General features: G+C 61.0%; 14 protein-coding genes and 2 riboswitches. Of the genes, 7 read left to right on the forward strand and 7 right to left on the reverse strand.

Translation table 11 applies throughout. The features are described 5' to 3' along the window. Positions 1-110 precede the first annotated feature (110 nt). Positions 111-7,361 carry an NEL-type E3 ubiquitin ligase domain-containing protein gene (locus tag E4P01_RS07815; RefSeq protein WP_216091541.1) on the forward strand — a complete coding sequence of 2,417 codons (7,251 nt, stop codon included), beginning with the start codon at positions 111-113 and terminating at the stop codon, positions 7,359-7,361. A gap of 44 nt (positions 7,362-7,405) precedes the next feature. Here the strand turns inward: E4P01_RS07815 and metH are convergent, their stop codons facing one another. Further along, positions 7,406-11,116 carry a methionine synthase gene (gene metH, locus E4P01_RS07820; RefSeq protein WP_216091540.1) on the reverse strand — a complete coding sequence of 1,237 codons (3,711 nt, stop codon included), beginning with the start codon at positions 11,114-11,116 and terminating at the stop codon, positions 7,406-7,408. Positions 11,117-11,283: 167 nt separating this feature from the next. Here metH and E4P01_RS07825 point away from each other — a divergent pair, with 167 nt between their 5' ends. Both E4P01_RS07825 and E4P01_RS07830 read left to right on the forward strand, forming a co-directional pair. Beyond that, on the forward strand, positions 11,284-13,575 hold the full coding sequence (locus E4P01_RS07825) for a fatty acid cis/trans isomerase (protein ID WP_216091539.1): 2,292 nt from the start codon (positions 11,284-11,286) through the stop codon (positions 13,573-13,575). 81 nt (positions 13,576-13,656) lie between these two features. Then, a complete protein-coding gene (locus E4P01_RS07830) occupies positions 13,657-14,682 on the forward strand; it encodes an acyltransferase (protein ID WP_216091538.1) in 1,026 nt (341 codons plus the stop codon). Between the two features lie 41 nt (positions 14,683-14,723). Here E4P01_RS07830 and E4P01_RS07835 read toward each other — a convergent pair whose 3' ends face one another. After that, entirely contained in the window at positions 14,724-15,239 is a 516-nt protein-coding gene (locus tag E4P01_RS07835; protein WP_248129966.1) for an SET domain-containing protein, read from the reverse strand. Between E4P01_RS07835 and nfuA the strand changes: the two genes are divergently transcribed. After that, on the forward strand, positions 15,238-15,822 hold the full coding sequence (gene nfuA / locus E4P01_RS07840; RefSeq protein ID WP_003190728.1) for a Fe-S biogenesis protein NfuA: 585 nt from the start codon (positions 15,238-15,240) through the stop codon (positions 15,820-15,822). The genes E4P01_RS07835 and nfuA overlap by 2 nt on opposite strands. A gap of 123 nt (positions 15,823-15,945) precedes the next feature. Here the strand turns inward: nfuA and cobM are convergent, their stop codons facing one another. The 5 genes from cobM to E4P01_RS07865 all read right to left on the reverse strand — a co-directional run bounded on the left by cobM (position 15,946) and on the right by E4P01_RS07865 (position 19,056). Beyond that, complete coding sequence (cobM, locus tag E4P01_RS07845) at positions 15,946-16,692, reverse strand: precorrin-4 C(11)-methyltransferase (RefSeq protein WP_078821508.1); 747 nt, start codon at positions 16,690-16,692, stop codon at positions 15,946-15,948. 71 nt (positions 16,693-16,763) lie between these two features. Continuing rightward, positions 16,764-17,156, reverse strand: a complete 393-nt coding sequence (locus E4P01_RS07850; RefSeq protein ID WP_032875943.1) for a cobalamin biosynthesis protein — start codon at positions 17,154-17,156, stop codon at positions 16,764-16,766. Next, complete coding sequence (locus tag E4P01_RS07855; RefSeq protein ID WP_032875940.1) at positions 17,153-17,857, reverse strand: CbtA family protein; 705 nt, start codon at positions 17,855-17,857, stop codon at positions 17,153-17,155. Before E4P01_RS07855 ends, E4P01_RS07850 begins: the two co-directional genes overlap by 4 nt. 11 nt (positions 17,858-17,868) lie before the next feature. After that, entirely contained in the window at positions 17,869-18,057 is a 189-nt protein-coding gene (locus tag E4P01_RS07860) for a CbtB-domain containing protein (protein ID WP_032875937.1), read from the reverse strand. A gap of 96 nt (positions 18,058-18,153) precedes the next feature. Beyond that, positions 18,154-18,368, reverse strand: a riboswitch (cobalamin riboswitch). 118 nt (positions 18,369-18,486) lie between these two features. Beyond that, complete coding sequence (locus E4P01_RS07865) at positions 18,487-19,056, reverse strand: hypothetical protein (RefSeq protein ID WP_216091537.1); 570 nt, start codon at positions 19,054-19,056, stop codon at positions 18,487-18,489. A 264-nt stretch (positions 19,057-19,320) separates the two neighbouring features. Next, a riboswitch (cobalamin riboswitch) is annotated at positions 19,321-19,521 on the forward strand. 91 nt (positions 19,522-19,612) lie between these two features. On the opposite strand from E4P01_RS07865, the gene cobW reads away from it, so the two are divergent. The 3 genes from cobW to E4P01_RS07880 are packed head-to-tail and all read left to right on the forward strand — an operon-like array spanning position 19,613 to position 25,436. Next, complete coding sequence (cobW, locus tag E4P01_RS07870; RefSeq protein WP_216091536.1) at positions 19,613-20,674, forward strand: cobalamin biosynthesis protein CobW; 1,062 nt, start codon at positions 19,613-19,615, stop codon at positions 20,672-20,674. A gap of 2 nt (positions 20,675-20,676) precedes the next feature. Then, positions 20,677-24,438, forward strand: coding sequence for a cobaltochelatase subunit CobN (gene cobN, locus E4P01_RS07875; RefSeq protein ID WP_216091535.1), 3,762 nt, complete (start codon positions 20,677-20,679; stop codon positions 24,436-24,438). After that, positions 24,438-25,436, forward strand: a complete 999-nt coding sequence (locus E4P01_RS07880) for an AAA family ATPase (RefSeq protein WP_078821506.1) — start codon at positions 24,438-24,440, stop codon at positions 25,434-25,436. The genes cobN and E4P01_RS07880 overlap by 1 nt, the downstream gene beginning before the upstream one ends. The last annotated feature ends 43 nt before the right edge of the window (positions 25,437-25,479 follow it).

The following is a 25,479-nucleotide window of genomic DNA, read 5'->3' on the forward strand; positions in this document are numbered from 1 at the left end:
GGAATACCACTGCCGGCGCCCCGCCCCGAACGCGCACGACGTCATATATGCACCGCCTGGCCTAGCGGGCGCCGTGATGTGCTGTCAGTCCATTTCAAAGGAGTGACACGATGGACTCTTCATCCCAGCTTTCTTCGCCGGGCGTGCCAACCAACGACGTACCTGAGCCGGTGAAAAAGCTCAACGCCACCCAAAGCCTGCACGGTGACTTCCTGGAGCGCAGCAGTCCTGATTGGCTGATCAGCGCGACGCCGGCCCGCAAGCAGGCGCTCAAGGACGCCAGCACGGTCATGCCAGCGTGGCTCGCGAACGCCACGCCTGAGCAACGCAATGAGGTGACCGGCCGTTTTCTTGCCAACCTCACCACCCAGACGCAACTGGACAAGACGATGGCCTCCTTCCAGGGCATCGACGACTTCGCCCGGCCCTTGCTGCTCACAGCCCTGAAGGATCAGTACCGACTGGACCTCGATGTCGACAAAACCCTGTTGTGCCTGCGCCGCCCGCTGGCGGTGGGGATTGCCGAAGTCGAGGCGGGGGATTTCGAGTTTTTGAAACTGCCCCTGCTGGAAGCGGCCTTGCACAACTTTGAGGCCTACGAGTGCAAGGAGGGCGCTTACCACAAGACCTCCGGGTTCATGCAAGCCACCGGCACCTCCGGCACCTACCACTCGGTGGCGATCAACCTGAAGGTCAGCCAGTTTTTGACGCTGTGTCGAAACCTCAATATCGGCGCCAAATACCAGGCCTACCTGCAATCATTTTTCTACCCCGAAGACGCCAGCGCGCAAGTCACCCTACGTGACCAGTTCATCGCCAATCAGAAGGCCGCCGTCAGGGCCGCCGCCGAGCAGGCACTGTTGACCGGCGATATCGAGCCGGCCGATCACCGCATGCTGCTGTCGGTGATCGAGGGTGAAATTCATCCCTGGATGGGCGACAAGCAGGTCTGGTTCAGGACCCTGGGCCTGATGCGGCTGCGGATGACCGGCTGCATGGTGTTCTCGATCTGCAAGAAATACAGCTACCCGGACGAGCTGATCATCTATGTGCCCCAGGACCCTGAGCATCCGCTCAAGCGCTACCGCTGGCGGCAAATGCAGGCTGAATTCAAGCGCCTGTTCACCGCCCGCGACCCGGCCAAGGCCAATGATCCCTCGCCGACGCCGTACCAGCAGTTTTTCAGTCGCTTCGTGCCCTACGACAAGCGGCCCTACTACTTCAGCCAGTTCACCCAGAAAGCCGCCGACTCACCCACCGACATCTGGCGCTCACCGTGGAAGAAATTGCTGGATTTCACCACGCCGCACTTCATCACCGGCATCAAGGAGTTGCCGCCCGAGGCGCCTGCCAAGCTTGAACCCAACCCCGACCCTTTCCTTGATCCCTCAACGCGCACGCGGCGCGGTAAAGGGATCTGGGCGGCGAACATCGACCCTTGGCAGTACTTCTACGAGCAACACCGCGAGCAGGTAATCGCAGATGCACGGGCCCATGCCGTGCCCACCGCGGACGTGGATGCCAAGGCCCGTGACGCCAAACTGGCGCACCTGCTGGAAATCGGCATGCTGGGGTTGAACATGGTGTCGATGTTCGTACCGGTGCTGGGCGAGGTCATGATGGGGGTGATGGCCGGGCAGTTGCTCTATGAAACCCTGGAAGGTGCGATTGAATGGGGCGAAGGTGACCGCAAGGCGGCCAAGGCGCACTTGATTGACGTGGCCGAGAACCTGGCACAGATCGCCGTGATGGCCGGTGTGGGGGCGGGCGTCAGTCGCTGGCGAGCGGCCAAGGCCGAGCCGGTGATCGAGGCACTGAGCGAGGTTAAGCGGCCCGATGGCCAGGAACGCTTGTGGAAGCCGAGCCTGAGTGGTTATGAACACCCCGTGACCCTGGACCGCGCCGCCTACCCCAACGCCCAAGGGCAGTATGCGAAAGAGGGCAGGACCTATATCCGCCAAGGCCCTCAGGTTTACGAGCAATACTTTGACGAGTCAATTCAGAAGTGGCGGATCAAGCACCCCTCCGACCCCCAGGCCTACCAACCGGTGCTTGAGCACAACGGTCACGGCGCCTGGCGGCATACCCTGGAGCGCCCGCTGGAGTGGGATCGGTTGACGCTGTTGCGGCGCATGGGGCATCAAACCGAGGTATTCACTGACCAGGAGTTGCTCAAGATCGCCGATGTCAGCGGCGTCAGCGACAACACGCTGCGCAAGATGCATATGGACCATACGCTTGCGCCGCCCGAGCTGATTGATACGCTGCGCCTGTTCAAGGCGGATGCAGATGTGTCACGGGTGATCGAGCAACTAGAGGGTACCCGTGATATTGATGACCTGTACCTGTATGCGCTGCCGTTGATCGTTGAAATGCCCGGTTGGCCGCGAGGGCGCGTACTGGAAGTGTTCGAGGGGGCTGGTACCTTCGGCCGGTCGGTCAAGTATGGTGCTCACCGCTCGTTTAAAGGTGGGCGCGCAGCGCTGCCGATCAAGGTGGGGCGCAGCGATATTCTCGGCGGCGAAGTGCCTGCGCGGATTCTATTGGCGTTGGACGATTCAGAGCGGGTGCAGTTGCTCGGCACCGACGGCCCAGGCAGCCTCGACGCGCGCAAGGCGAGGTTCAACCAGCGACTGGCCGACTATGCGCGCCAGCGCAGGCCGGCGATTTTCGACAGTATCTACGGCGGCACCGAGCCGCTGGACAAGCGTATCAGCCTGCTGCAGCACACCTGCCCGGGGCTCAGCAAGGCGGCAGCGCAAACGGTGCTCGACCACGCCCGTGTCGATGAGCTTGAACGGCTAGCCGCCACCGCGCGCGTACCCTTGAACATGCTCGAGGAAGCTCGCTGGTATGCGCGACAAGGACGGTTGGCCCGAGCCTACGCCGGGCTGCGTAGCGAGACGATTGCCGCGGCCGACAGCCGACGGCTGGCGCTGCATGCCCTTCAAACGCTGCCGGGCTGGCCGGATACGTTGCGCCTGGAAGTGCGCAGCACCCACACGCGTGGCACGCTGATCGACAGCATTGGTGCATCCACCGCGGCGCAGAAAAAATACTTGGTCAAGCACGGCCCCAGCTACCAGGCGTTCGATGAGCGGGGCGAAGCACTCAACAGTCTGGCACCGGAGGGCGACAACTTTTTCGCCTCGCTGATGCATGCCTTGCCCGATGAGGCGCGCCAGAGCCTGGGAGTGCCGCAGGTCAGCCAACACGCCGTGTTGCAACGCAAACTGATCGAGCAAGCCGATGCGCATCGTCTGGAGGCCTCGGCGTGGCTGGAGCCGAAAGTGCCCAGGTTCAAGCCGCCGGTGCGCATCAACGACACACTGATAGGTTATCAGGCCAGTGGGCGGGGGCCGAGTGTGAGCCCGCTGCTGGCTCATCAGGTGCGCATAATCTATCCGGATTTGGATGAGGTGCAGATCAATGCGTTTTTCCTTGAGCTGGTACGGGCGGGGAACGATGGCCGAGCAATCGTCAGCAGGTTGAAAGCACTGTTTGAAGAGCGCCAGGCGCTGCATGACGCGCTCAATCATTGGGTCAATCGCTCGTCGGTAGCCAATCGTCAGAGCAATTTCCTCGCCGGGGAAGCGCTCAAGCGTAGCTGGGGCCGTTCTTGGTTGGCCGGGAAAGTGCCGAGTGCCGATGCCTTGGCGTTGACCCTCAATGAACCGTTGCCTTCATTGACGGCGAACTTTTCATACGTGCGTGAACTATCTGTTCTCGGTACGGCCCTGCATGACACCAATATCGATGGGTTTCTGAGCCAGTTTCCCTCTCTCGAAAAACTGACCTTGCGGCCGCCCTATTTCCCAACCGTAGAAACCACGGATGCCAGCCCGAAGTTGACCCGCGTGCCCCAGGTGTTGGCACAGTTCACAGGGCTCAAACATTTGGCAGTCAGCTTCGATGCACATCAGTTGACCGCGCAGTTATCGTCGCAATTGACGGCACTGGCCGGCCTTGAACACCTGGAGCTCGGTTATTTCGCCTACGACGGCCACGTCCTCAACGGCCTGGATTTAAGCCCCTTGCAACGCTTGAAACGCTTGAAACGCTTGAAGATCGTGGCGCCCAACGTGCCAATGCAATGGCCCGCCTATGTGCAGAAACTGCCGCTTCTGGAGCGACTGGATCTGGCCCAGACCGCCATTGCCACGTTGCCTGCCGAGCTCTATAGCGGGTACGAGCGGTTATGGAGCGGGTTATCGCTGGACTGGTCGACGTTCAGCTATGAAGACTTCAAGCCAGCCTATGAGCACGTCAGGAATTATGCGGGGTCGTTCGGGCCACACCTGGCGAACCTGGACGAAATGGTCAGAGGCTTTGCGCGCGGAGAACTGAGCCTGCTGATGGGCGAGGTCCCTGTCGGCCGTCGAATGACGGACGTGGTCATGGGCCTGTGGAACACACCACAAACGCGGATGAACGCCGTGCAAGCGCTGCGTGAAGAACACCTCGGCATTTTCAAGCCGTTCTACGAACCCTCTTTGGTCCCCGTACTCCGGGTGCGCTGGAGGGACGGGCAGAATGCAAGCATCCTGGCGTTGCTGAAGAAAAGCTGGCGCGGGGCGGTATGCCAACGCTATGGCCTGCCGACCGATATCGATATTTCGATGTTTGAACTGCCGGATCCAAAGATGTCGCCGACCAATCCCCTGGTCGCTGAAAAAATCCGCGAATTGCCGGTGTTGCCGGCCGGTACCTTTTCGCATGTCAAAACGTTAAAGGTGAATTGGCTGGAGGATGTGCCGCCTGATCAGCTCAGTGGTTTCATCCAGGCGTTCGCCGGAACGCAAAGCCTTGAACTGCGCTTCAGTCGCCTCACTGAGGTACCGATCAGTGCGGACATCCTGCCGGAATTGACACACCTGGACTTGTCCGACAACCAGATCGCAGTGACCCCGGCAGTACAGGCTCAATTCAATGGGTTGAACAGGCTGCAAGTGCTGAGCCTGCAATACAACCGGCTGGGCACCCTCGACGTCAGCGCACTGACCCGCCTGACGGCGCTGAACCTGCGCGAATCGATGCTACGGGAATGGCCGCAAGGCGCTGAACACCTCGCGCAATTGGCTTGCCTGGACTTACGTGACAATCAGTTGACGAGCCTTGCACCGCTTGCGATTGATGATTCAGATGTGTTGATGCGCACTGAGTTGGCAGGCAACCCGTTGAGCGTCGAAGGCACGACGGTACTCAATGCAGCGCGGCGTCGGGTCGAGACGACCAAAGGATTGCCTGAGGGAGCGTTGAGTCGGTTTGCGCTGGATCAGGAACCCCTGGTGTTTCCCCCGAAGCACACCGCAGGTTCGGTAGCGCACTATTTGCTGCCCTTGCCATCGGGTAGTGGACACTTTGAGGGGGTTCCGGAAAATGCGATAAGGGCGTTAAGCCCGCTCTTGACGCAAGAGCAAGCCATGGCCAGGGTCAGGCAACTGCGCGAGACGGGGCTGAGCGACCTGCAAATAGATACGCAGGTCGCTCGGTGGTATCAGACCCATGACGTGCTGACGCGTGAGTTGAATGGTTGGTTGTTTACCCGCGAGGCGCGCGCTTTTGGCGACAGTCTCGACAGTCTGAAGCGAGTAACCCCCGCGCAGGCGATCCGCGAATCCTGGGTTCGGGCTGTGGTAGAAGGGCGCCCGGCTGGCGAGGTCGAGACGTTGAGCTTGCAGGCGACCCAACCTGGTGATTTTCCCGCGCTCTCCGTGCCGTTTACCCATGTGCGCAGCCTCAATCTGACTGGGGTCAAGCTCACTGCGCAAGGCAGCAACGGGTTTTTAGCCGCCTTTGGCCCATTGAACCGGTTGATACTCAGTGGTAATGAGCTGACAGCACTGCCCGAAGCCGTTCAACGCATGGAGCAGCTTGAGCGTCTGGAACTGGCCTACAACGCCTTCACGCAAGCGCCGTCGTTGCCTGCTCGATTGCGCAGTGAGCGCTTGCGTTGGTTGGATTTGAATCATAACAACCTGCAGGCCTTTGATATGCGGGACTTCAGTCGCCTGGAGACATTGGACGTGAGCTACAACGACATCGCAAGCTGGCCCGAGGGTGCGTTGGAGTCGCAGCACCTGACCCGGCTGAACCTGAGCGGCAATGCGCTGGTGTCCTTCCCGCAGTCTTTACTCGAAGGCGCGCACGACGGCTTGGTGTCAGGTACGGACCTGGCCGATAACCATAACCTGACCGCGCAAGCCCTTGAACAAATGCGCAATTACGCCGAGGCGCATGAGGCCAATGAGGTCATGGGCTTTTCGCGAGCAGAACTCGACCGCGCCCATCGTCGCAATTATGGCGGGTCCGACACTGAGTCGGACCCGGACTCCGACTCCGATGCTGATTCGGGCTCTGGTTCTGACGACGATGATAGTGATCCGGACGCCGGCTACCTGCCGGCTGAGAGCATTGAAAACCCGCTGCAAAATACCGCGCAGCCGGCACTTGACCCCTGGTTGGCCGATACGTCCGCGGAGTTGGCGACGCAACGAACAGCGCTGTGGAATCAACTGGCACAGGCGCAGGATCATGATCGGTTTTTCCACCTCATTTCGCTGTTGCGCCTGACCTCGGAATTCAACCTCAATCGTCCAAGCCTCACGCAACGGGTATGGGGCGTTATCGCGGGGGCCGCAGAAAATGCCGAGTTGCGCGGTACCCTGTTCATCGAAGCCGAAACCCATGGCACCTGTATCGATGGCCGCATCCTCACGTTCAGTGAGATGGAAGTGCGGGTGTTCGAATACCGCGCCTTGCGCGATATCCCACAGCAGCGGCTCGACCTCAGGGGCCGGGCGCTGCTGAACCTGTCGCGGCAGTTGTTTCGGTTGAGCAGGGCCGATCAACTGGCAGAAGCCGCCGCGGTGGGCATGGACCGGGCCGAGGTGCGCTTGAGTTACCGGATCGGCTTGACCCGCGGCTGGCCCGACGGCCTGGAGCTGCCTGGACAGCCGACCTACATGGCGTTCGCAAACCCGATCAATGCCGAGCTACAGGCACAGTTACGCGCACAAATCCTGGCAACTGAAAGTACCGATGCGTTTGTCGAAAGCCTGATTCAACGTGAGTACTGGTTGCGTTATCTGGATGAGCGTTACGCCGAACAGTTCGAGGCCCTTGAGGACGAACTGGCACGCCGTTATGAAGCCTTGGAGGACGCGCACAGTGATCGGGGCGATGCCCAGAGCATGGCGCGCTATGAGCAAGCCATAGGCCAGTTGGAGATCGAACGGGCCGCCGCCCGTACTCAGAAACGCATGGAGCTGTCCCGGGCAGAGATACAGCGGTTTTCGGGCATGGAACCTGTCATGCCCGCTCCGTCGTCACCTCAGCCGGGCCCGTCCCGGCGCCCCTGAGTCAGCACTATAAGAGCGCCGCACCGGGTGGTCGGGGTTTAACCTCAGTTGTCATACCCCAGGTTCGGCGCCAGCCAGCGCTCCGTCACGCTGAGGTCCTGGCCTTTGCGCGCGGTGTAGCTGGCGACCTGGTCCTTGTCGACCTTACCCACGGCAAAGTACTGCGCCTGCGGGTGGGCGAAGTACCAGCCGCTGACTGCTGCTGCGGGGAACATCGCATAGTGCTCGGTGAGGAACACCCCGCTGCGCCCGGCGTGCATTTCACGGGCCTCGGGGTCCAGCAGTTGGAACAGCTGGGCTTTCTCGGTGTGATCCGGGCACGCCGGGTAGCCGGGGGCAGGGCGGATGCCGCTGTACTGCTCCTTGATCAGCGCCTCGTTGTCCAGTTGTTCATCCTTGGCATAGCCCCAGTGTTCTTTGCGCACTTGCTGGTGCAGCCATTCGGCGCAGGCTTCGGCCAGGCGGTCGGCCAGGGCCTTGACCATGATCGAGTTGTAGTCGTCGCCAGCGTCCTGGTAAGCCTTGGCCACTTCCTCGGCACCGATGCCGGCGGTGGTGATGAAACCACCGATGTAGTCGGTCACGCCGCTGTCCTTGGGCGCGACGAAGTCGGCCAGGGAAAAATTCGGCTTGCCGTCGGTCTTGATGATTTGTTGGCGCAGGTGATGCAGTTTGGCGATGGGCTGGCCGTCGTCGCCGTAGACTTCCAGGTCATCGTCCTGCACCTGATTGGTCGGCCAGAAACCGAACACCGCGCGGGCGCTGATGAGTTTCTCGTCGATCAGCTTCTTGAGCATTTCCTGGGCATCGGCGTACAGCGCAGTGGCGGCTTCACCGACCACCTCGTCTTCAAGGATGCGCGGGAACTTGCCGGCCAGGTCCCAGGAGATAAAGAACGGCGTCCAGTCGATGTACTCGGCCAGGACGTTGAGGTCGATATTGTCCAGCACCTTGGCGCCGGTAAAGTTCGGTTTGACCGGGGTGTAGCTGCTCCAGTCGAACTGCGGCTTCTTGGCGATGGCCGCCGGGTAGCTCAGGCGTTCGGTACGCGCACTGCGGTTGGAGGTGCGTTCACGCACGTCGATGTATTCCAGGCGGGTTTTCTCGACGAAACCGGCCTTCAGTTCCTTGGACAGCAACTGCGTGGCCACACCCACGGCGCGCGAGGCGTCGGTCACGTAGATCACGGCGTCATTGCTGTACTTGGGCTCGATTTTCACTGCCGTGTGCGCCTTGGAGGTGGTCGCGCCACCGATCATCAACGGCAGGTGGAAGTCCTGGCGCTGCATCTCGCGGGCCACATGCACCATTTCATCCAGGGACGGCGTGATCAGGCCGGACAGGCCGATGATGTCGCACTTCTGCTCCTTGGCCACCTGCAGGATCTTCTCGGCAGGCACCATTACACCCAAATCCACGATGTCATAGCCGTTGCACCCGAGCACCACGCCGACGATGTTCTTGCCGATGTCATGCACGTCGCCTTTGACCGTGGCCATCAGGATCTTGCCCTTGGCCTCCGGCTTGTCGCCTTTTTCCAGCTCGATAAACGGGATCAAGTGGGCCACGGCCTGCTTCATTACGCGGGCGGATTTCACCACCTGGGGCAGGAACATTTTGCCGGCGCCGAACAGGTCGCCGACGATGTTCATGCCGGACATCAGCGGGCCTTCGATCACTTCGATCGGACGTGCGAACGACAGGCGCGACTCTTCGGTGTCTTCGACGATATGCGTGGTGATGCCCTTGACCAGCGCATGTTCCAGACGCTTGTTGACGTCCCAGCCACGCCATTCCTCGGTCTCGGCTTCCTTGACGCTGCCGTCGCCTTTGTACTTGTCGGCAATCGCCAGCAGGGCGTCGGTGCCTTCCGGCGTGCGGTTAAGCACCACGTCTTCCACGGCGTCACGCAGCTCGGCCGGGATCTGGTCGTAGATCTCCAACTGGCCGGCGTTGACGATACCCATGGTCAGGCCGTTGCGGATCGCATACAGCAGGAACACCGAGTGGATCGCCTCACGCACCGGGTTGTTGCCGCGGAACGAGAATGACACGTTGGATACGCCGCCGGAGGTCAGCGCATACGGCAGTTCGTCGCGGATATAGGCACAGGCGTTGATGAAATCGACGGCGTAGTTGTTGTGCTCCTCGATACCGGTGGCGACGGCGAAGATGTTCGGGTCGAAGATGATGTCTTCCGGCGGGAAGCCGACTTCATTCACCAGAATGTCGTAGGAGCGTTTGCAGATCTCTTTTTTACGCGCTTCGGTGTCGGCCTGCCCGGCTTCGTCGAAGGCCATCACCACCACCGCAGCGCCGTAACGCTTGCACAGTTTGGCGTGATGAATGAACTGCTCGACGCCTTCCTTCATGCTGATGGAGTTGACGATGCCCTTGCCCTGGATGCATTTGAGGCCGGCCTCGATCACTTCCCACTTGGAGGAGTCGATCATGATCGGCACACGGGAGATGTCCGGCTCTCCGGCAATCAGATTGAGGAAGGTGACCATCGCCTTCTTCGAATCCAACATGCCTTCATCCATGTTGATGTCGATCACCTGGGCGCCGGCTTCCACCTGCTGCAGGGCGACTTCCAGGGCTTCGGTGTAGTTGTCTTCGCGGATCAGCCGAGCGAACTTGGCCGAGCCGGTAATGTTGGTGCGCTCGCCGACGTTGACGAACAACGAACTGCGATCGATGGTGAACGGCTCCAGGCCAGACAGGCGGCAGGCTTTGGGAATGTCCGGGATCGGGCGCGGCGCATAACCGGCAACGGCCTTGGCAATGGCTTCGATATGGCCCGGTGTGGTGCCGCAGCAGCCGCCGACGATATTCAGGAAACCGCTCTGGGCGAACTCTTCGATGACCTTGGCGGTTTCCGATGGCAGTTCGTCGTATTCGCCGAATTCGTTGGGCAGGCCGGCGTTGGGGTGCGCCGAAACGTGGGTGTTGGCTTTGTTCGACAGCTCTTCCAGGTACGGGCGCAGTTCGCTGGCGCCGAGGGCGCAGTTGAGGCCGACCGAAATCGGCTTGGCGTGAGCCACGGAGTTCCAGAACGCTTCGGTGGTCTGGCCCGACAGGGTACGGCCGGAGGCATCGGTGATGGTGCCGGAGATCATGATCGGCAGTTCGATATTCAGTTCTTCGAACACGCCTTGCACGGCGAAGATCGCCGCCTTGGCGTTGAGGGTATCGAAGATGGTTTCGATCAGGATCAGGTCGGCACCGCCTTCGATCAGACCTTTGGTGGCCTCGGTGTAGTTTTCCACCAGTTCGTCGAAAGTCACGTTGCGGTAGCCGGGGTTGTTCACGTCCGGGGACAGCGAGCAAGTACGGCTGGTCGGGCCCAGTACACCGGCAACGAAGCGCGGCTTGGCCGGGTTCTCGTGGGTTTTGGCGTCGGCCACCTTGCGCGCCAGGCGGGCGCCTTCCACGTTCAGTTCATAGGCCAGCTCTTCCATGCCGTAGTCGGCCATGGAGATCCGCGTGGCGTTGAAGGTGTTGGTTTCAAGGATGTCGGCGCCGGCGTCCAGGTAAGCCTTCTCGATTCCGCCGATCACGTCGGGACGAGTGAGGACCAGCAGGTCGTTGTTGCCCTTCACGTCGCTTGGCCAGTCGGCGAAGCGTTTGCCTCGGTAGTCCTGCTCCTCAAGCTTATAGCTCTGGATCATCGTGCCCATGCCACCGTCGAGGATCAGGATACGGTCCTTGAGGGCTTGGTGAAGGGCTTGCAGGCGAGCGCTACGATCGGACATGGGACTACTCTGGTCAGGCATTACGGAGGGCGTGGATCATAGCAAACCTGTGCCGATTTGGAGTATGTCAGGGTTCTGCATGAATATCGCTCATGTTGTTGGCAGTCATGGCCCGGTAGAATCACCGCCACTTCACAGACCGCACGCCTTGAATCGGGACCCGATACATGTCACTTCGTTTGATCGTCAGCGCCGCCCTGGCCTTGATAGCCAGTACTGCGCAGGCTGATGGCCCTGCTTCGGCGATTTCCTATACCCGCGATATCCAACCGATCTTCACCGAGAAGTGCGTGGCCTGCCATGCCTGCTACGACTCTGCTTGCCAGCTCAACCTTGGCAGCGCAGAGGGCGCGGCCCGCGGCGCGAGCAAGATGCCGGTGTACGATGGCGAGCGTAGCCAGGCCACACCGACTACACGGCTGTTCTATGACGCGTTCGGCAAACAAGCCTGGCAGCAGAAGGGCTTCTATTCGGTACTGGATGCCCAGGGCAGCCAGGCTGCGTTGATGGCACGTATGCTGGAGCTGGGGCATAACGCGCCATTGCCACCCAATGCCAAACTGCCCGACGAGATTGTATTGGGCCTGAACCGCCAAAACATGTGCGCGACGCCCGGCGAATTCAACGCCTATGCCGGCGCCCATCCCAACGAGGGCATGCCGCTGGCCGTTACCGGCCTGACCGACCAGCAATACCAGACCCTGCAACGCTGGCTGGCCTCCGGTGCGCCGATTGATGAGCAGAGTCTGGCTCCCAGCACCAGGGAAGCCTTGCAGGTGCAGCAATGGGAAACCCTGTTCAACCAGCCGGGCGCCCGGCAAAGCCTGGTGGCGCGCTGGTTGTACGAGCATTTGTTCCTCGCCCACATTTACTTCGAGAACGGCGAGCCGGGGCATTACTTCCAGTGGGTGCGTTCGCGTACGCCGAGCGGGCAGCCGATCGACTTGATCGCGACCCGTCGTCCTAACGATGACCCAGGCACTCAGGTCTATTACCGCCTGTGGCCGGTACAGGGCGTGATCGTGCATAAAACCCACATCACTTACCCGTTCAGCGCGGCGAAAATGGCACGGATCAAAGACCTGTTCTATTCCGGTGACTGGCAGGTGAGCGCCTTGCCGGGCTACGGACCGGGGCGCCGTGCCAACCCGTTCGAAACCTTCGAAGCCATACCGGCCAAGGCGCGTTATCAGTTCATGTTGGATAACGCCGAATACTTCGTGCGCACCTTCATCCGCGGTCCTGTATGCCGTGGGCAGATCGCCACGGACGTGATCCGTGACAACTTCTGGACACTGTTCCAGGAGCCGGACCATGACCTGTACATCACCGATGCCCGTTACCGCGGCCAGGCCACGCCATTGTTGGCCATGCCTGGGCAAAACGATGATGTGGGCAGTGTGCTGGGCCTGTGGCTGGCCTATCGCGACAAGCGTAATCAGTATGAGGCGTTGCGCCGCGATAGCTACGCAGATGTGCCGCCGCCGAGTTGGTCGAGCTTGTGGGCGGGTAATGACAATGCCTTGCTGACCATCTTTCGCCATTTCGACAGCGCCTCGGTGACCAAGGGCCTGATCGGTGAGGTGCCGCAGACGATGTGGCTGTTCGATTACCCACTGCTGGAGCGCACTTATTACCAGTTGGCAGTCAACTTCGACGTGTTCGGCAATGTGTCGCACCAGGCCCAGACGCGCTTGTACTTCGACCTGATCCGCAACGGCGCCGAACAGAACTTCCTGCGTCTGATGCCGGCCGACACCCGCGAGGACTTCCTTGACGACTGGTACCAGAACAGTGGCAAGCTCAAGTTGTGGCTGGACTATGAAGCCATTGATGACGACAAGCCCACGGGGCTGCATCTGGACGAGAAAGATCCCAAGCGCGATTTTGCCAACCAACTGCTGACGCGTTACGGCGGTTTGAACGTCAGCCCGGACCCGATCAACCGCTGCACCGGGGCCTATTGCTCGCGCACCGGTATCGACCCGGCCTTGCAGGACGCCGAACAGGCGCTTAGCCGCCTGACGTCGCGCCCGGCGGCGGGGCTCAAGGTGATCGACCAGTTGCCCGAAGCCACCATGCTGCGCATCGAAACCCAGAGTGGCCAGCGCGTGGTCTACAGCATGCTGCGTAACCGTGCCCACAGTAACGTGGCTTTCCTGTTGGGTGAGGCTTATCGCTACCAGCCGGGCCTCGACACACTGACCATCTATCCGGGGGTGATGAGCAGTTACCCGAACTTCATGTTCAACATTCCAGCTCAAGAGGTGCCGCAATTCGTCACGCAAATGGAGCAGGCCAAGGATGCCAAGCGGTTTGAGAAAATAGTCGATCGCTGGGGGGTACGCCGCAGTCATCCGCAGTTCTGGCAATACTTCCACGATTTGTCGCGGTACATTCGTGAAACCACGCCAGTGGAAGAGGGTGTATTGGACATGAACCGCTACGAGAATCTATAACTACTGTATTGGTCCGGTCATTTCTCCAAGTGAGCGCTGAAGCAGTCGGATACCTACCTACGGACTGGACAGGGGACACCGATGTTGATTTCAGTGCAGTTTCTACGCGCCTTGGCGGCATGGAGTGTGGTGGGCCACCATTTCATGCAAGGGTTTTTCAACTTTGAAGCCAGCAACGCGCTGGAATTTCTGTTTGTCGACAAAGGCGCCATTGGGGTGGATGTGTTCTTTGTCATCAGTGGCTTGGTGATTTACCTGGCGACTGCCGACAAAGCGCTGAACCCCGGGCGTTTCATGCTGATGCGCGTGGCGAGGATTGTTCCGGCGTATTGGTTCTATACCCTGCTCATGATTCTCGTGGTTGCCGTTGTGCCTGCGATCTTTCCAGAGGCTCGGCTCGAACCCGGTCATGTACTCATGTCGATGCTCTTTATACCGGCCCAAAACCCGGGAGGCTTCGGCGTCTACCCACTGCTCGATGTCGGGTGGACACTGAATTTCGAGATGCTGTTTTATTGCCTGTTTGCCTTTGCCTTGCTGGTGCCCGCGGCCTATCGCTTGTGGGTGGTAGCAGCGCTGCTGTATCTGGTGTGCTACATCATCACTCCCGCCGTTGACCTGGCCAGTGGCTTCTACCATGAGGACATTATTTTCGAGTTCCTGATGGGCGTGGTGATCGGCATGCTGTATCGGCGCGGCCTATGCCGGGCCAAGCCGTGGCTGGCATTGTTGAGTATCGCAGCGGCCCTGGTGGCTATTGATCATGGCGCGGACATACCCCGAGCCCTGGAGTGGGGAGTACCCAGCGCGATAGTGGTCTTCAGTTGCGTGGCACTGGAACCTTACTTCCAGGGCGCGCGCTTGTTGAAGGTGCTCGGGGATTGCTCCTATTCGGTCTATCTACTCCACGTGTTGGTGCTCAGCGCCGGGCGTTGGATCGCCGACCGCACGGGGATCGACCCTTACGCCATATTGCCTGGATGTATCGTCATCATCGGACTGGGCGCATTTGTGAGTTACCAATGGCTGGAGAGGCCTGCCTACCGCCTGCTCACACGCTGGTTTGGCGTTGATGCTCCAGCACCCCTTTCGACAGCGCCTCGGTGACCAAGGATCTGGTCGGCGAAGCGCTTTACAAGTGGCCGGTCTCAGAGCTTCAAGTACTTCCAATAGCTTTTGCCATAGTCCATCAATAACTCGGTCCCGGCCGGAATATCCCGCCACGCGACAATAAATACCATGTATTTACCTACGCACAGGGAGCCGACGTTCTCGATACCGACATCGGTAATGCCCGGTACCTTGACCGCATTGATCAGGCTCAGCGTATTACTGTTGACGTGGCCGCTATCAGCGCCTGCTGCTCGGGGTTGTCGGCGTTGGCGTGAAAGTGTGCCGCTGGCAGGTTGAGCAATTGTTCGAAGGTCATGTGGCGCGATGAGCCTAGTGCCAGCGCTTCGGCCAAAAGGAAACCGCTTCTGAAGTTGACCCAGGCAGTGGTGATGCAAGGCAGGCGTTGGTGATCGATCTGTTTTCAGGGGCAATGGGGCGGTTGTTCGCCATCGGTCAGGGGGATAGGGGGCTTTTCCGACAAAAATGCTCGGACTTTGTACCTGCGTAATAATTTGGCGTAAACTGCCGGCAAGCCTGTGAGGAGTTTCCATGACTGCCATAACCATTACCGACGCCGCCCACGATTACCTGGCTGACCTGCTGTCCAAGCAGAACACCCCGGGTATCGGCATCCGCGTCTTTATCACCCAGCCCGGCACCCAGTACGCCGAGACCTGCATTGCCTACTGCAAGCCTGGTGAAGAGAAGCCTGAAGACACCGCCCTGGGGCTGAAAAGCTTCACCGCGTACATCGATGCCTTCAGCGAAGCTTTCCTTGACGACGCTGTAGTCGACTACGCCACCGATCGCATGGGCGGCCAGTTGACTATCAAGGCGCCCAACGCCAAGGTGCCCAACGTTAACGCCGACAGCCCGGTCAATGAGCGGATCAACTACTACCTGCAAACCGAGATCAACCCGGGGCTGGCCAGCCACGGCGGTCAGGTGAGCCTGATCGACGTAGTGGATGACGGTATCGCGGTATTGAAGTTCGGCGGCGGCTGCCAGGGTTGCGGCCAGGCGGACGTGACTCTGCGCGAGGGCATCGAGCGCACCTTGCTTGAGCGTATTCCTGAGCTCAAGGGTGTGCGCGACGTGACTGATCACACGCAGAAAGAAAACGCCTACTACTGAGTAAGGTGTTCACTGCGAGCTTAAAAGACGGCGCCCCGTGAGCGCCGTTTTTTTATGCTCTAAATTCAGCCAGCTATGATGATTGTCTGATAGTTTGGATTGGCTGTGGTTCAGTCCATATCTTCAAGGACGATAGAGGTGGGCGTGACCTGCGCGGTACAGCGAGGATTCGCCAAAGCTATCATTTGCCAACACCCGCCCGACCACAATCAGCGCCGTACGCCGAAAGCCTTTAGTCGCGACCTTCTGGGCAATATCACTCAACGAACCCACCACCCAATCCTGGTCCGGCCATGTCGCGCGGTGCACCACGGCGATCGGGCAATCTGCACCATAGTGCGGCAGCAGCTCAGCGACGATCCTGTCCAGATGATTGACCCCCAAGTGAATGGCCATTGTCGTGCCGTGCCGGGCCAGGCTGTCGAAGTCCTCACCCGCCGGCATGCTGGTTTTATCCGCATAACGGGTCAGGATCACACTCTGGGCAATGTCCGGCAGGGTCAGTTCGGTTTCTAGCAACGCCGCGCAGGCAGCCACCGCCGTGACCCCGGGAATGATCTGAAAGGGAATGCCCAGCTCGCGCAAGTGACGGATTTGCTCACCAATCGCCCCATACAGGCTCGGGTCGCCGGAGTGCACGCGCGCCACATCCTGGCCTTGCGCATGGGCGGCTTTGATCACGTCGATGATCTGTTCCAGGTGCAGCTCGGCACTGTTGACCACCTGGCGTGCCTGATGACCTTCCAGTACTGCCGCAGGCACCAGCGAGCCAGCGTAGATGATCACCGGGCAGCTGCGGATCAGCCGCTGGCCCTTGACGGTAATCAGTTCCGGGTCGCCGGGGCCTGCGCCGATGAAGTAGACGGTCATGGGGAATTCCTGTTGAAAAAACGGGCGAGCATGAAGATTGCTCATGATCGAGAGCGGCAATTATCGGGATTTTAACCGGCGCAGGCTAATGCAAGGGTGGCCTGGATGGTTTTCTTGCGGGTGATGAGCAGGTGGGCAGGGCCGTGGGCGAGTTGCTCGGCCAAGGCCAATGCGGCACTTTCGGCGATGCCGTAACAGCCGGTATGGCTAAATGCTACGTCTGATTTGTGGCTCAGCCGATGTTCAAAGCCGGCCAGTTGTTCGGCGCTGAAACACTGCAAGGGCAGGCTCAACAATTGGGCCAGGGCCACCAACCCCGGCTCAGCCTGTTTGCGATCAATGCTCGCCAGCGCGGTAATGCGTTGGCGTTCAATGCCGCCTTCGGCGAGGGCGCTATCAAGGAGTTCCAGCAGGGTTCGGACATCACAACCCCGCTGGCAACCCAGGCCGACGACGAGGGTCATGCCGAGTAGTGTTCGTCGCGGTTACGGCGAAACAGCCAGGCACTGATCAGACCAAGGGCCAGCCAGAACGCCACATTGGTCAACTGCGATGCGATCTTGAACTGGGCTTCGAGGGCCTCCGGGGCCAGCATGGAGTGGACTTCCGGCTGCGGAGCGCCAATCACGTGGGGTACGGCGACGATCGCCACGCCCAGCACTTTGAGCAACCAGCCGCGACCGAACACCAGCAAAGCAATGCCAGCAGCGGTAGACGCGGCAGTGCCGATCCACCAGATCTGCCGTTGCGCCAGATCAGCGGCGGCGGTGCCCGGCAGTTCAGGCGGCAGGCCCAAGGTCGGCGCAAGTACGAATGTCGCGTAACCGGCCAGGCCCCACAGTAGCCCTTGAGCTGTACGGGTTGGTGCGCGCAGGGTGTACAGGCCGGCCAGCATCAGCGCAAACCCGACCGCAACGACCAGGTTGCCACCGGTGGTCGACAGCACGCGCTGCCAGCCATCTTCCGGCTCCCAGGCTTCGGCGTCGTGGGTGTGGGCAGCGGTGCCAGCAGCATGTTCATGGGGGACTTCGGCAACAGCTGGAGCCTTTTCAAAGGTCTCCGCCTGCAAAATCAACGGCGCGACCCACAAGCTTTGCAGCAGGGTCAGCAGCAGGGCGGCCAATAAGCCGGTGAACCCTGCGGTTTGGGCAATACGCTTGATCATGTCGGCAGGTCTCAGTGGCACGGGAACGCGGCGCTGTGGCGGGTATCGTGGGCCGCGTTGTGCACGGCTTCGATATGGGAGAAACCGGCGAAATACACTAGGCACGCACCAAGGATTGACGCACCGATGGCGGCGGTCAGGCGTTGGCTCAAGGTGGCAGTGCTGCTGGCGGAGTGCGAAGTGCTGCTGATGATCGACATGGCGCGTCCCTTTCAGGTATCAGGGTGAAACGAGCGCATGAAAACCCCGCGAGCCAGGCACGCAGGGTTCTGAACAGCGCCCGCCCACCGCGGGTTTGTTATCTGATATTTTCGGGCCGGTCTCCGGGCTTGCGAGGGGCGGCTCTTGATAGAGTCCATCCTGACAAGCGTCTCCTTCCCATGCACAGCACAGTGGATTTGACGCTTCGCTCGCTTACCGTTGCGGGGGCAGCACCGGACTGGCCATAAGTCTATGACGCACCGGTTTCCCGTTTCACCCTGTGAGGGGCACCCGAAACAAGATGTGTAGGAGAGCATGACGCAGTGATGTGCGTCAAACTGATACGTAGTGACGAACGCAGCTTGCCTGTCGAAACCTTGCCATCTTGTATCAAGCACCGCCGACTGTGTTGTATCTGACCGAACTAATCAGGTGAGTCGGTAATCCAGCAAAATCGCAAAGTGCTCTCCCATATAAGTTGGCTTTGTTAACATGTGCTCGATGTTTTCAATATCAAATCTCCCATCTTCCGCGCCGGGCCGGCCATGGTCACCAATTCCGATATCTAACTCACGAAGTACCCGAGGGTTCTGCAGGAGTATTTTGGCATAGAGGGTTGCCTCGGCGGAAAAAGCTCTGGTGGTTGGTATTTGACCTGCCGCTTCTTTCAATTCGTTAAAGTTTACAAATCGGTCGTTTTCGCCTGCGGCGTACTCACGAAAGTGCTTTTTTATCCCATTTATCAGATCGTCTTGGAAGCAATGGAGTAGGGGGTCACGTTTGCTGATCCCTTGTTCCACAAGGCTGCTCATAAGCGGCTCTGATCGTTTGAATCGCGGTAAGTTGCCGCGAGCGTTCAGGGCTGCGGGAGGGTTGTCCTGAGAATCCAGCGGCGCACGCCCAACAGCGTCAGCACTGACGGGCTGTTTGTTATTGATTGCACCCGTATTGTTAAAAAGAGCGAGGGGGGTGGGCGCGTTAGAAGTCGATATCAGCATGATTCATTCCTGAAGCCAATGGATTAAAATTCGCCACATTACAAAAACACTCCGCTAATTGCGAAATGGCAGGAGTCTCTGTATGAAATGAGCACTGCTGCGTGGTGTCGGACTGCGCGACCGTTCCGTATTGAATATGACATCATATTGCAGGGCGCTTTTGCGGGATCGGCGCAAGCCTTACAAAGACTGAGTTGGTCAAGGCACAGGCTGGGTAAGTTTATGCTTTAGGCGGCGCGACATTGACCCGCTCCGTTGCACTGCGTAGCCTTGCACCCTCGAGGTTCTTCGGCCCAGGTCGAAGCTAAGAAGGGAACGCGGTTCAAGCCGCGGCTGCCCCCGCAACTGTGAAGGGTTCAGTTGACTGCCACGCCACTGCCGAGACGGCGGGAAGGCGCAGTCAGCGTTGGTCACAAGACCTGCACGCCCCAAGCCAGGAGACCTGCCTCGTCACCGATTTTCCAATTCAACCGGGCGGGGTGATCCGGTGACGAAATCCGCTGCTGCGCGCGCCGCAGGGCCTGTCGTCCCGTATGCCCGCCCCAAAGGGCATCCGATGAAAACACTGGCCAAACTCCCCGTCACCATCGTTACCGGCTTCCTCGGCTCGGGCAAGACCACGTTGCTGCGCCACATGCTCGATAACGCCCAGGGCCGTCGCATAGCCGTGATCGTCAACGAGTTCGGCGAACTGGGCATTGACGGCGAAATCCTCAAGCAATGCTCCATCGGGTGTACCGAAGAAGAAGCCAACGGCCGCGTGTACGAACTGGCCAACGGCTGCCTGTGCTGCACCGTGCAGGAAGAGTTCTTCCCGGTGATGCGCGAACTGGTCGCCCGTCGTGGTGACCTTGACCATATCCTGATCGAAACCTCGGGGCTGGCCTTGCCAAAACCCTTGGTGCAAGCGTTCCAGTGGCCGGAAATCCGCAGCGCCTGCACGGTTGACGCGGTGATCACCGTGGTCGACAGCCCGGCCGTGGCCGCCGGCACTTTCGCTGCGTTCCCGGATCAAGTCGACGCCCAGCGCAAACTGGACCCGAACCTGGACCACGAGTCGCCTTTGCACGAGCTGTTCGCCGACCAACTGGCCAGCGCCGACCTGGTGATCCTCAACAAAGCCGACCTGATCAGCACCGAAGACCTGGCCCGCGTGCGCCTGGAAGTGGCCGAGGAGCTGCCGCCGGCGGTCAAGATCATCGACGCCAGCAGCGGTCGCCTGCCATTGGACGTGCTGATCGGCCTGGGTGCCGGCTCCGAAGAGCATATCGACGCTCGCCACAGCCATCACGATCACCACCATGAAGGCGAAGACGACCACGATCACGATGCTTTCGACTCCATCTCCATCGACCTGCCTCAAGCCGACGAAGCACTGTTGCTGGACGCCCTGACCCAATTGGTGGTGCAACACGGCATTTTGCGCGTCAAAGGCTTTGCTGCTATCCCGAACAAGCCGATGCGCCTGCTGATCCAGGGCGTGGGCACACGCTTTGACAAGCACTTCGACCGTGCCTGGGGTGCCGATGAAGCGCGTATCACGCGCCTGGTGCTGATCGGTCAGGAGCTGGACGCCGCTGGCCTTGAAGCGCAATTGCGCGCTGCCCTCAGCGTTTAACCATGCACCTGCTCAGGACCCAACCCGGTGGTTTCGTCGCGGACGACAATATTGCTGACCTTGGCCAAACCCCCGCCGAGCTGGTGATCCTGTGCAGCGGTGACTCCAGCCTGGCGCTGCTGGCCGAAGCCGCCCAGCAGTTGCCCGAGGATTACCCCAGCCTGCGCCTGGCCAACCCGATGCAGGTGCAGAACCACGCCTCGGTCGACCTGTACGTCGATGAGGTGTTGCGTCACGCCAAGGTCATCCTGATTTCCTTGCATGGCGGCATTGGTTATTGGCGCTACGGCATCGAGCGCCTGGTGGAGTTGGCCGAGCGTGGCGTCACGTTGATCCTGGTGCCGGGGGATGATCGTCCAGACCCGGAACTCAGCGGCCTGAGCACCGTCGCTGCTGAACAGCGCGAGCGTCTGTGGCACTTTTTGCGCCAGGGTGGCCTGGGCAATGCGTTGGACTTTTATCACTGCCTGGCCAGCGCCCATCTGGGCCGCGACTATGCCTGGGCCGAGCCACAAACCTTGCCGCGTACGGCGATCTATCACCCGCACAAAGCCAATGCCCGCCTCAATGACTGGCAGGCGGATTGGCGCGCCGACTTCCCCGTGGCCGCGGTGCTGTTCTACCGCTCCCACTTGCAGGCGGCCAATACCGGGTTTATCGATGTGTTCTGCCAGCGCTTGCAGGCAGCGGGCCTGAACCCATTGCCCATCGCAGTGGCCAGTTTGAAAGAGCCCGGTTGCCTCACAGTGGTCGAGGACCTGTTGGACGACGTGCAAGTCGCGGTGATCCTCAACACCACAGGCTTTGCCCAATCCAGCCCCGAAGCGCCGCATCTGCGACCGTTTCGGCGCAACGTCCCGGTGATCCAGGCGATCTGCGCCCAGGATAACCAGCCCGGCTGGGAGGCCAACGAACAGGGGCTCGGCCCCCGCGACCTGGCCATGCATATTGCCTTGCCCGAGCTGGATGGGCGCATCATCAGCCGGCCGATCAGCTTCAAGGACCTGGCCTGGCGCAGCGAGCGCAGCCAGTCTGACGTGGTGTGCTACCGCGCAGCGCCCGAGCGCATGGATTTTGTCGCTGAACTGGCGCGGCGTTGGGTTGACTTGGCCCGGGTGCCGAATGCCGACAAACGCATCGCCCTGATCCTCGCCAACTACCCGACCCGTGACGGTCGCATCGGTAACGGTGTGGGCCTGGACACGCCAGCAGCGGCGCTGAATATCCTGCGGGCCTTGCAGGTTGAAGGCTATCCGGTGGCGCCGGCGCTTGCGGACAGCGGCACCGCACTGATCCACGAGCTGCTCGGCGGTGTCACCAACGACCTCGACAGCCTCGACCAGCGCCCGTGCCATCAAAGCCTGGGCCTGGCCGAGTACCAGGCGTTGTTCGATCGACTGCCCGAGTCCAATCGCCAGGCCGTGCTGCAACGTTGGGGTGCTCCACAAAACGATCCAATGTTCCGCGACGGCCGCATGATGATCGCCGGCCTGCGCCTGGGCCTGACCTTCGTCGGCATCCAGCCTGCCCGGGGTTACCAGGTGGACGCGAGTGCCGTGTACCACGACCCGGACCTGGTGCCGCCCCATGGGTACCTGGCGTTCTATTTCTGGCTGCGTCACACCTACGGCGCACACGGCGTGATTCATGTGGGCAAGCACGGCAACCTGGAGTGGTTGCCGGGCAAGGGCGTGGGCCTGTCGGAAAACTGCTGGCCGGATGCATTGCTGGGGCCGCTGCCGAACATCTACCCGTTTATCGTCAACGACCCGGGCGAGGGTGCCCAGGCCAAGCGGCGTACCCAGGCCGTGATCATCGACCATCTGATGCCACCGTTGACCCGTGCCGAAACCTACGGCCCGTTGCGTAACCTTGAGTTGTTGGCCGACGAGTATTACGAGGCGCAATTGCTCGACCCGCGCCGCGCCCTTGAGTTGCAAAAAGACATTCTCAAGCTGGTGCGCGAAACCCGCATCGACCAGGAGCTGGAGCTGGACAGCGAGACTGACGCCGACATCTGGTTGCCGCGCCTGGACACCTACCTGTGCGATTTGAAGGAGTCGCAGATCCGCGACGGCCTGCATGTCTTTGGCGAGTCGCCCGAGGGCCGCTTGCGCATCGACACCTTGCTGGCGTTGCTGCGCATTCCGCGTGGCGATGGCCGTGGCCCGCAATCGAGCCTGTTGCGGGTGCTGGCCAAGGCCTTCGAACTGGGCTTCGATCCGCTCGATTGCGCCTTGGCCGAACCATGGACGGGGCGGCGCCCGTTGGTACTGCAAAAGATCGACGGGCAGTTGTGGCGCACCGCCGGCGATACCCGCGAACGCCTGGAGCTTTACGCAACGCGCTTGATCGAGCAGGCGCTGGAAGGCCCTGTCGAGCAGTTGGAAGAGCCTGGCTGGGAGGACGTCAAGTCGGTCGTCGAAAGCCTGCGCATCGTGGTGGCGCCACGCCTGGACGCCTGCGGCCCGGCGGAAATGCGCGGCCTGCTCGATGCCTTGAGCGGGCGCTTCGTCCCGGCAGGGCCCAGCGGTGCGCCCAGTCGCGGACGCCTGGATGTGCTGCCGACCGGGCGTAACTTCTTTACCGTGGACGTACGCAACCTGCCAACCACCACAGCCTGGCGCATCGGTTTCCAATCGGCCAACCTGATTCTGGAACGCCATCTACAGGATCACGGCGATCATTTGCGCCAACTCGGCCTGTCGGTATGGGGCACGGCCACCATGCGCACCGGCGGTGATGATATCGCCCAGGCCATGGCGCTGATGGGCGTGCGCCCGGTATGGGCCACCGGCAGCCAGCGGGTCGACGATTTTGAAATCCTGCCGATCAGCCTGCTGGATCGCCCGCGTGTCGACGTGACCCTGCGCGTGTCCGGCTTCTTCCGCGATGCCTTCGCCAACCTGATCCGCCTGTTCGACGCAGCGGTGCAGGCGGTGGCGGCCCTGGATGAACCGGACCACATGAACCCGTTGGCCGCCAAGGTGCGCAGCGAGCGCCAGGCGCTGGTTGAGTCGGGCCTGAATGCAGAGGCTGCGGCCAAGCAGGCCGGCTGGCGCATCTTCGGCGCCAAACCGGGCGCCTATGGCGCGGGCGTGCAGGGCGCGGTTGACGGGCGCCTGTGGCAGAGCCGCGAGGACTTGGCCGAGGTCTACCTGAACTGGGGCGGCTATGCCTACGGGGGCTCCGATGAAGGCACCGCCGCCCGCGAGCAGTTTGCCCAGCGCCTGAGCCAAGTGCAGGCGGTGTTGCAGAACCAGGACAACCGCGAGCACGACTTGCTCGATTCCAATGATTACTACCAATTCCAGGGCGGTATGCTCGCCGCCGTGGAAACCCTGAGCGGTGACAAGGCCGCCAGTTATCATGGCGACCACAGTCAGCCGGACTTGCCCAGAATCCGCACCTTGAAGGAAGAGCTGAACCGGGTGATCCGCGCCCGCGCCGCCAACCCCAAGTGGATCGAAGGCGTGAAACGCCATGGCTATAAAGGCGCGTTTGAAATGGCCGCGACCGTGGACAACCTGTTCGCTTTCGACGCCACCACCGCGTTGATCGACGACCATCAATATGCACTGCTCGCCGATGCCTACCTGCTGGACCCTGACACCCGGGCGTTTGTGCAGCAGCACAACCCCGATGCCCTGCGCGACATGACCGAGCGTATGCTCGAAGCCCAGCAGCGGGGCATGTGGCAGGCGCCGGGGGCTTATCGCGAAGCACTGGAAAACCTCTTGCTGGATATAGAAGAAGACAGCTGATGACCGAGATTCCCCATTTTCCGCTGTCCGCCGTGGTCGGTGCTGACGACCTGAAACTGGCGCTGTGCCTGACCGCCATCGACCCCCGCATCGGCGGCGTGCTGATCGAAGGCCCGCGAGGCATGGCCAAGTCGACCCTGGCCCGTGGGCTGGCGGACCTCCTCGCCAGTGGCCAGTTCGTGACTTTGCCCCTGGGCGCGACCGAGGAACGCCTGGTCGGCACGTTGGACCTGGAAGCCGCACTGGGCGAAGGCCGTGCACAATTTTCCCCCGGCGTGTTGGCCAAGGCTGACGGCGGCGTGCTGTATGTGGATGAAGTCAACCTGCTGGCCGACCATTTGGTGGACCTGCTGTTGGACGTGGCCGCCAGCGGCACCAACCTGATCGAGCGCGACGGTATTTCCCATCGGCATTCGGCGCGCTTTGTGCTGATCGGCACCATGAACCCGGAGGAGGGGGAGTTGCGCCCGCAGTTGCTCGACCGCTTTGGTTTCAATGTGGCGCTGAGCGGGCAGACCTTGCCCGCCGAACGTGGGCAGATCATTCGTCGTCGTCTGGATTTCGACAGTGATCCGGCGGCCTTCTGCGCGCAGTGGGCCGCGCCGCAAGCCGAGTTGCGCGAACGCTGCACGCAGGCGCGGGCGCGACTCGACAGCATCGACCTGGACGATCACGCCTTGGCGCAGATTACCGAACGCTGCTTTGCCGCAGGCGTGGACGGTATGCGCGCCGACCTGGTCTGGCTGCGTGGTGCCCGGGCCCATGCGGCGTGGCGAGGCGCGTCAGCCATTGCCGAGCAAGACATCGAAGCGGTGGCCGAGTTTGCCTTGCGCCATCGCCGTCAGCAGCAAACGCCCGCGGCCGCACCGCCGAATCAAGGGCAGTCGTCGAAACCGTCTGAAAGCTCGCCCGGCCAAGGCCAATGGGGCGATATGCCTGCGCCGGCCTTGCCCACGGGCGCCCGCCGCGATGTGCCGGCCTGGCCAAAAAAGCCCTAGGCATTCGCCCCCGACCTGACGCGGGGGCGGATGCCCGGCCCCA

The organism is Pseudomonas sp. NCIMB 10586 (genome assembly GCF_023127895.1).
GTDB classification, from domain to species: domain Bacteria; phylum Pseudomonadota; class Gammaproteobacteria; order Pseudomonadales; family Pseudomonadaceae; genus Aquipseudomonas; species Aquipseudomonas synxantha_A.

Bases quoted from the DNA above. Each gene is read 5' to 3' on its own strand.
- cobN (WP_216091535.1), top strand. From the start codon at position 20,677: ATGCACCTGCTCAGGACCCAACCCGGTGGTTTCGTCGCGGACGACAAT.
- E4P01_RS07830 (WP_216091538.1), top strand. From the start codon at position 13,657: ATGTTGATTTCAGTGCAGTTTCTACGCGCCTTGGCGGCATGGAGTGTG.
- metH (WP_216091540.1), bottom strand. From the start codon at position 11,116: ATGTCCGATCGTAGCGCTCGCCTGCAAGCCCTTCACCAAGCCCTCAAG.
- E4P01_RS07865 (WP_216091537.1), bottom strand. From the start codon at position 19,056: ATGCTGATATCGACTTCTAACGCGCCCACCCCCCTCGCTCTTTTTAAC.
- E4P01_RS07855 (WP_032875940.1), bottom strand. From the start codon at position 17,857: ATGATCAAGCGTATTGCCCAAACCGCAGGGTTCACCGGCTTATTGGCC.
- E4P01_RS07825 (WP_216091539.1), top strand. From the start codon at position 11,284: ATGTCACTTCGTTTGATCGTCAGCGCCGCCCTGGCCTTGATAGCCAGT.
- E4P01_RS07835 (WP_248129966.1), bottom strand. From the start codon at position 15,239: ATGGAAACTCCTCACAGGCTTGCCGGCAGTTTACGCCAAATTATTACG.
- E4P01_RS07850 (WP_032875943.1), bottom strand. From the start codon at position 17,156: ATGACCCTCGTCGTCGGCCTGGGTTGCCAGCGGGGTTGTGATGTCCGA.
- cobW (WP_216091536.1), top strand. From the start codon at position 19,613: ATGAAAACACTGGCCAAACTCCCCGTCACCATCGTTACCGGCTTCCTC.
- E4P01_RS07815 (WP_216091541.1), top strand. From the start codon at position 111: ATGGACTCTTCATCCCAGCTTTCTTCGCCGGGCGTGCCAACCAACGAC.
- E4P01_RS07880 (WP_078821506.1), top strand. From the start codon at position 24,438: ATGACCGAGATTCCCCATTTTCCGCTGTCCGCCGTGGTCGGTGCTGAC.
- E4P01_RS07860 (WP_032875937.1), bottom strand. From the start codon at position 18,057: ATGTCGATCATCAGCAGCACTTCGCACTCCGCCAGCAGCACTGCCACC.
- cobM (WP_078821508.1), bottom strand. From the start codon at position 16,692: ATGACCGTCTACTTCATCGGCGCAGGCCCCGGCGACCCGGAACTGATT.
- nfuA (WP_003190728.1), top strand. From the start codon at position 15,238: ATGACTGCCATAACCATTACCGACGCCGCCCACGATTACCTGGCTGAC.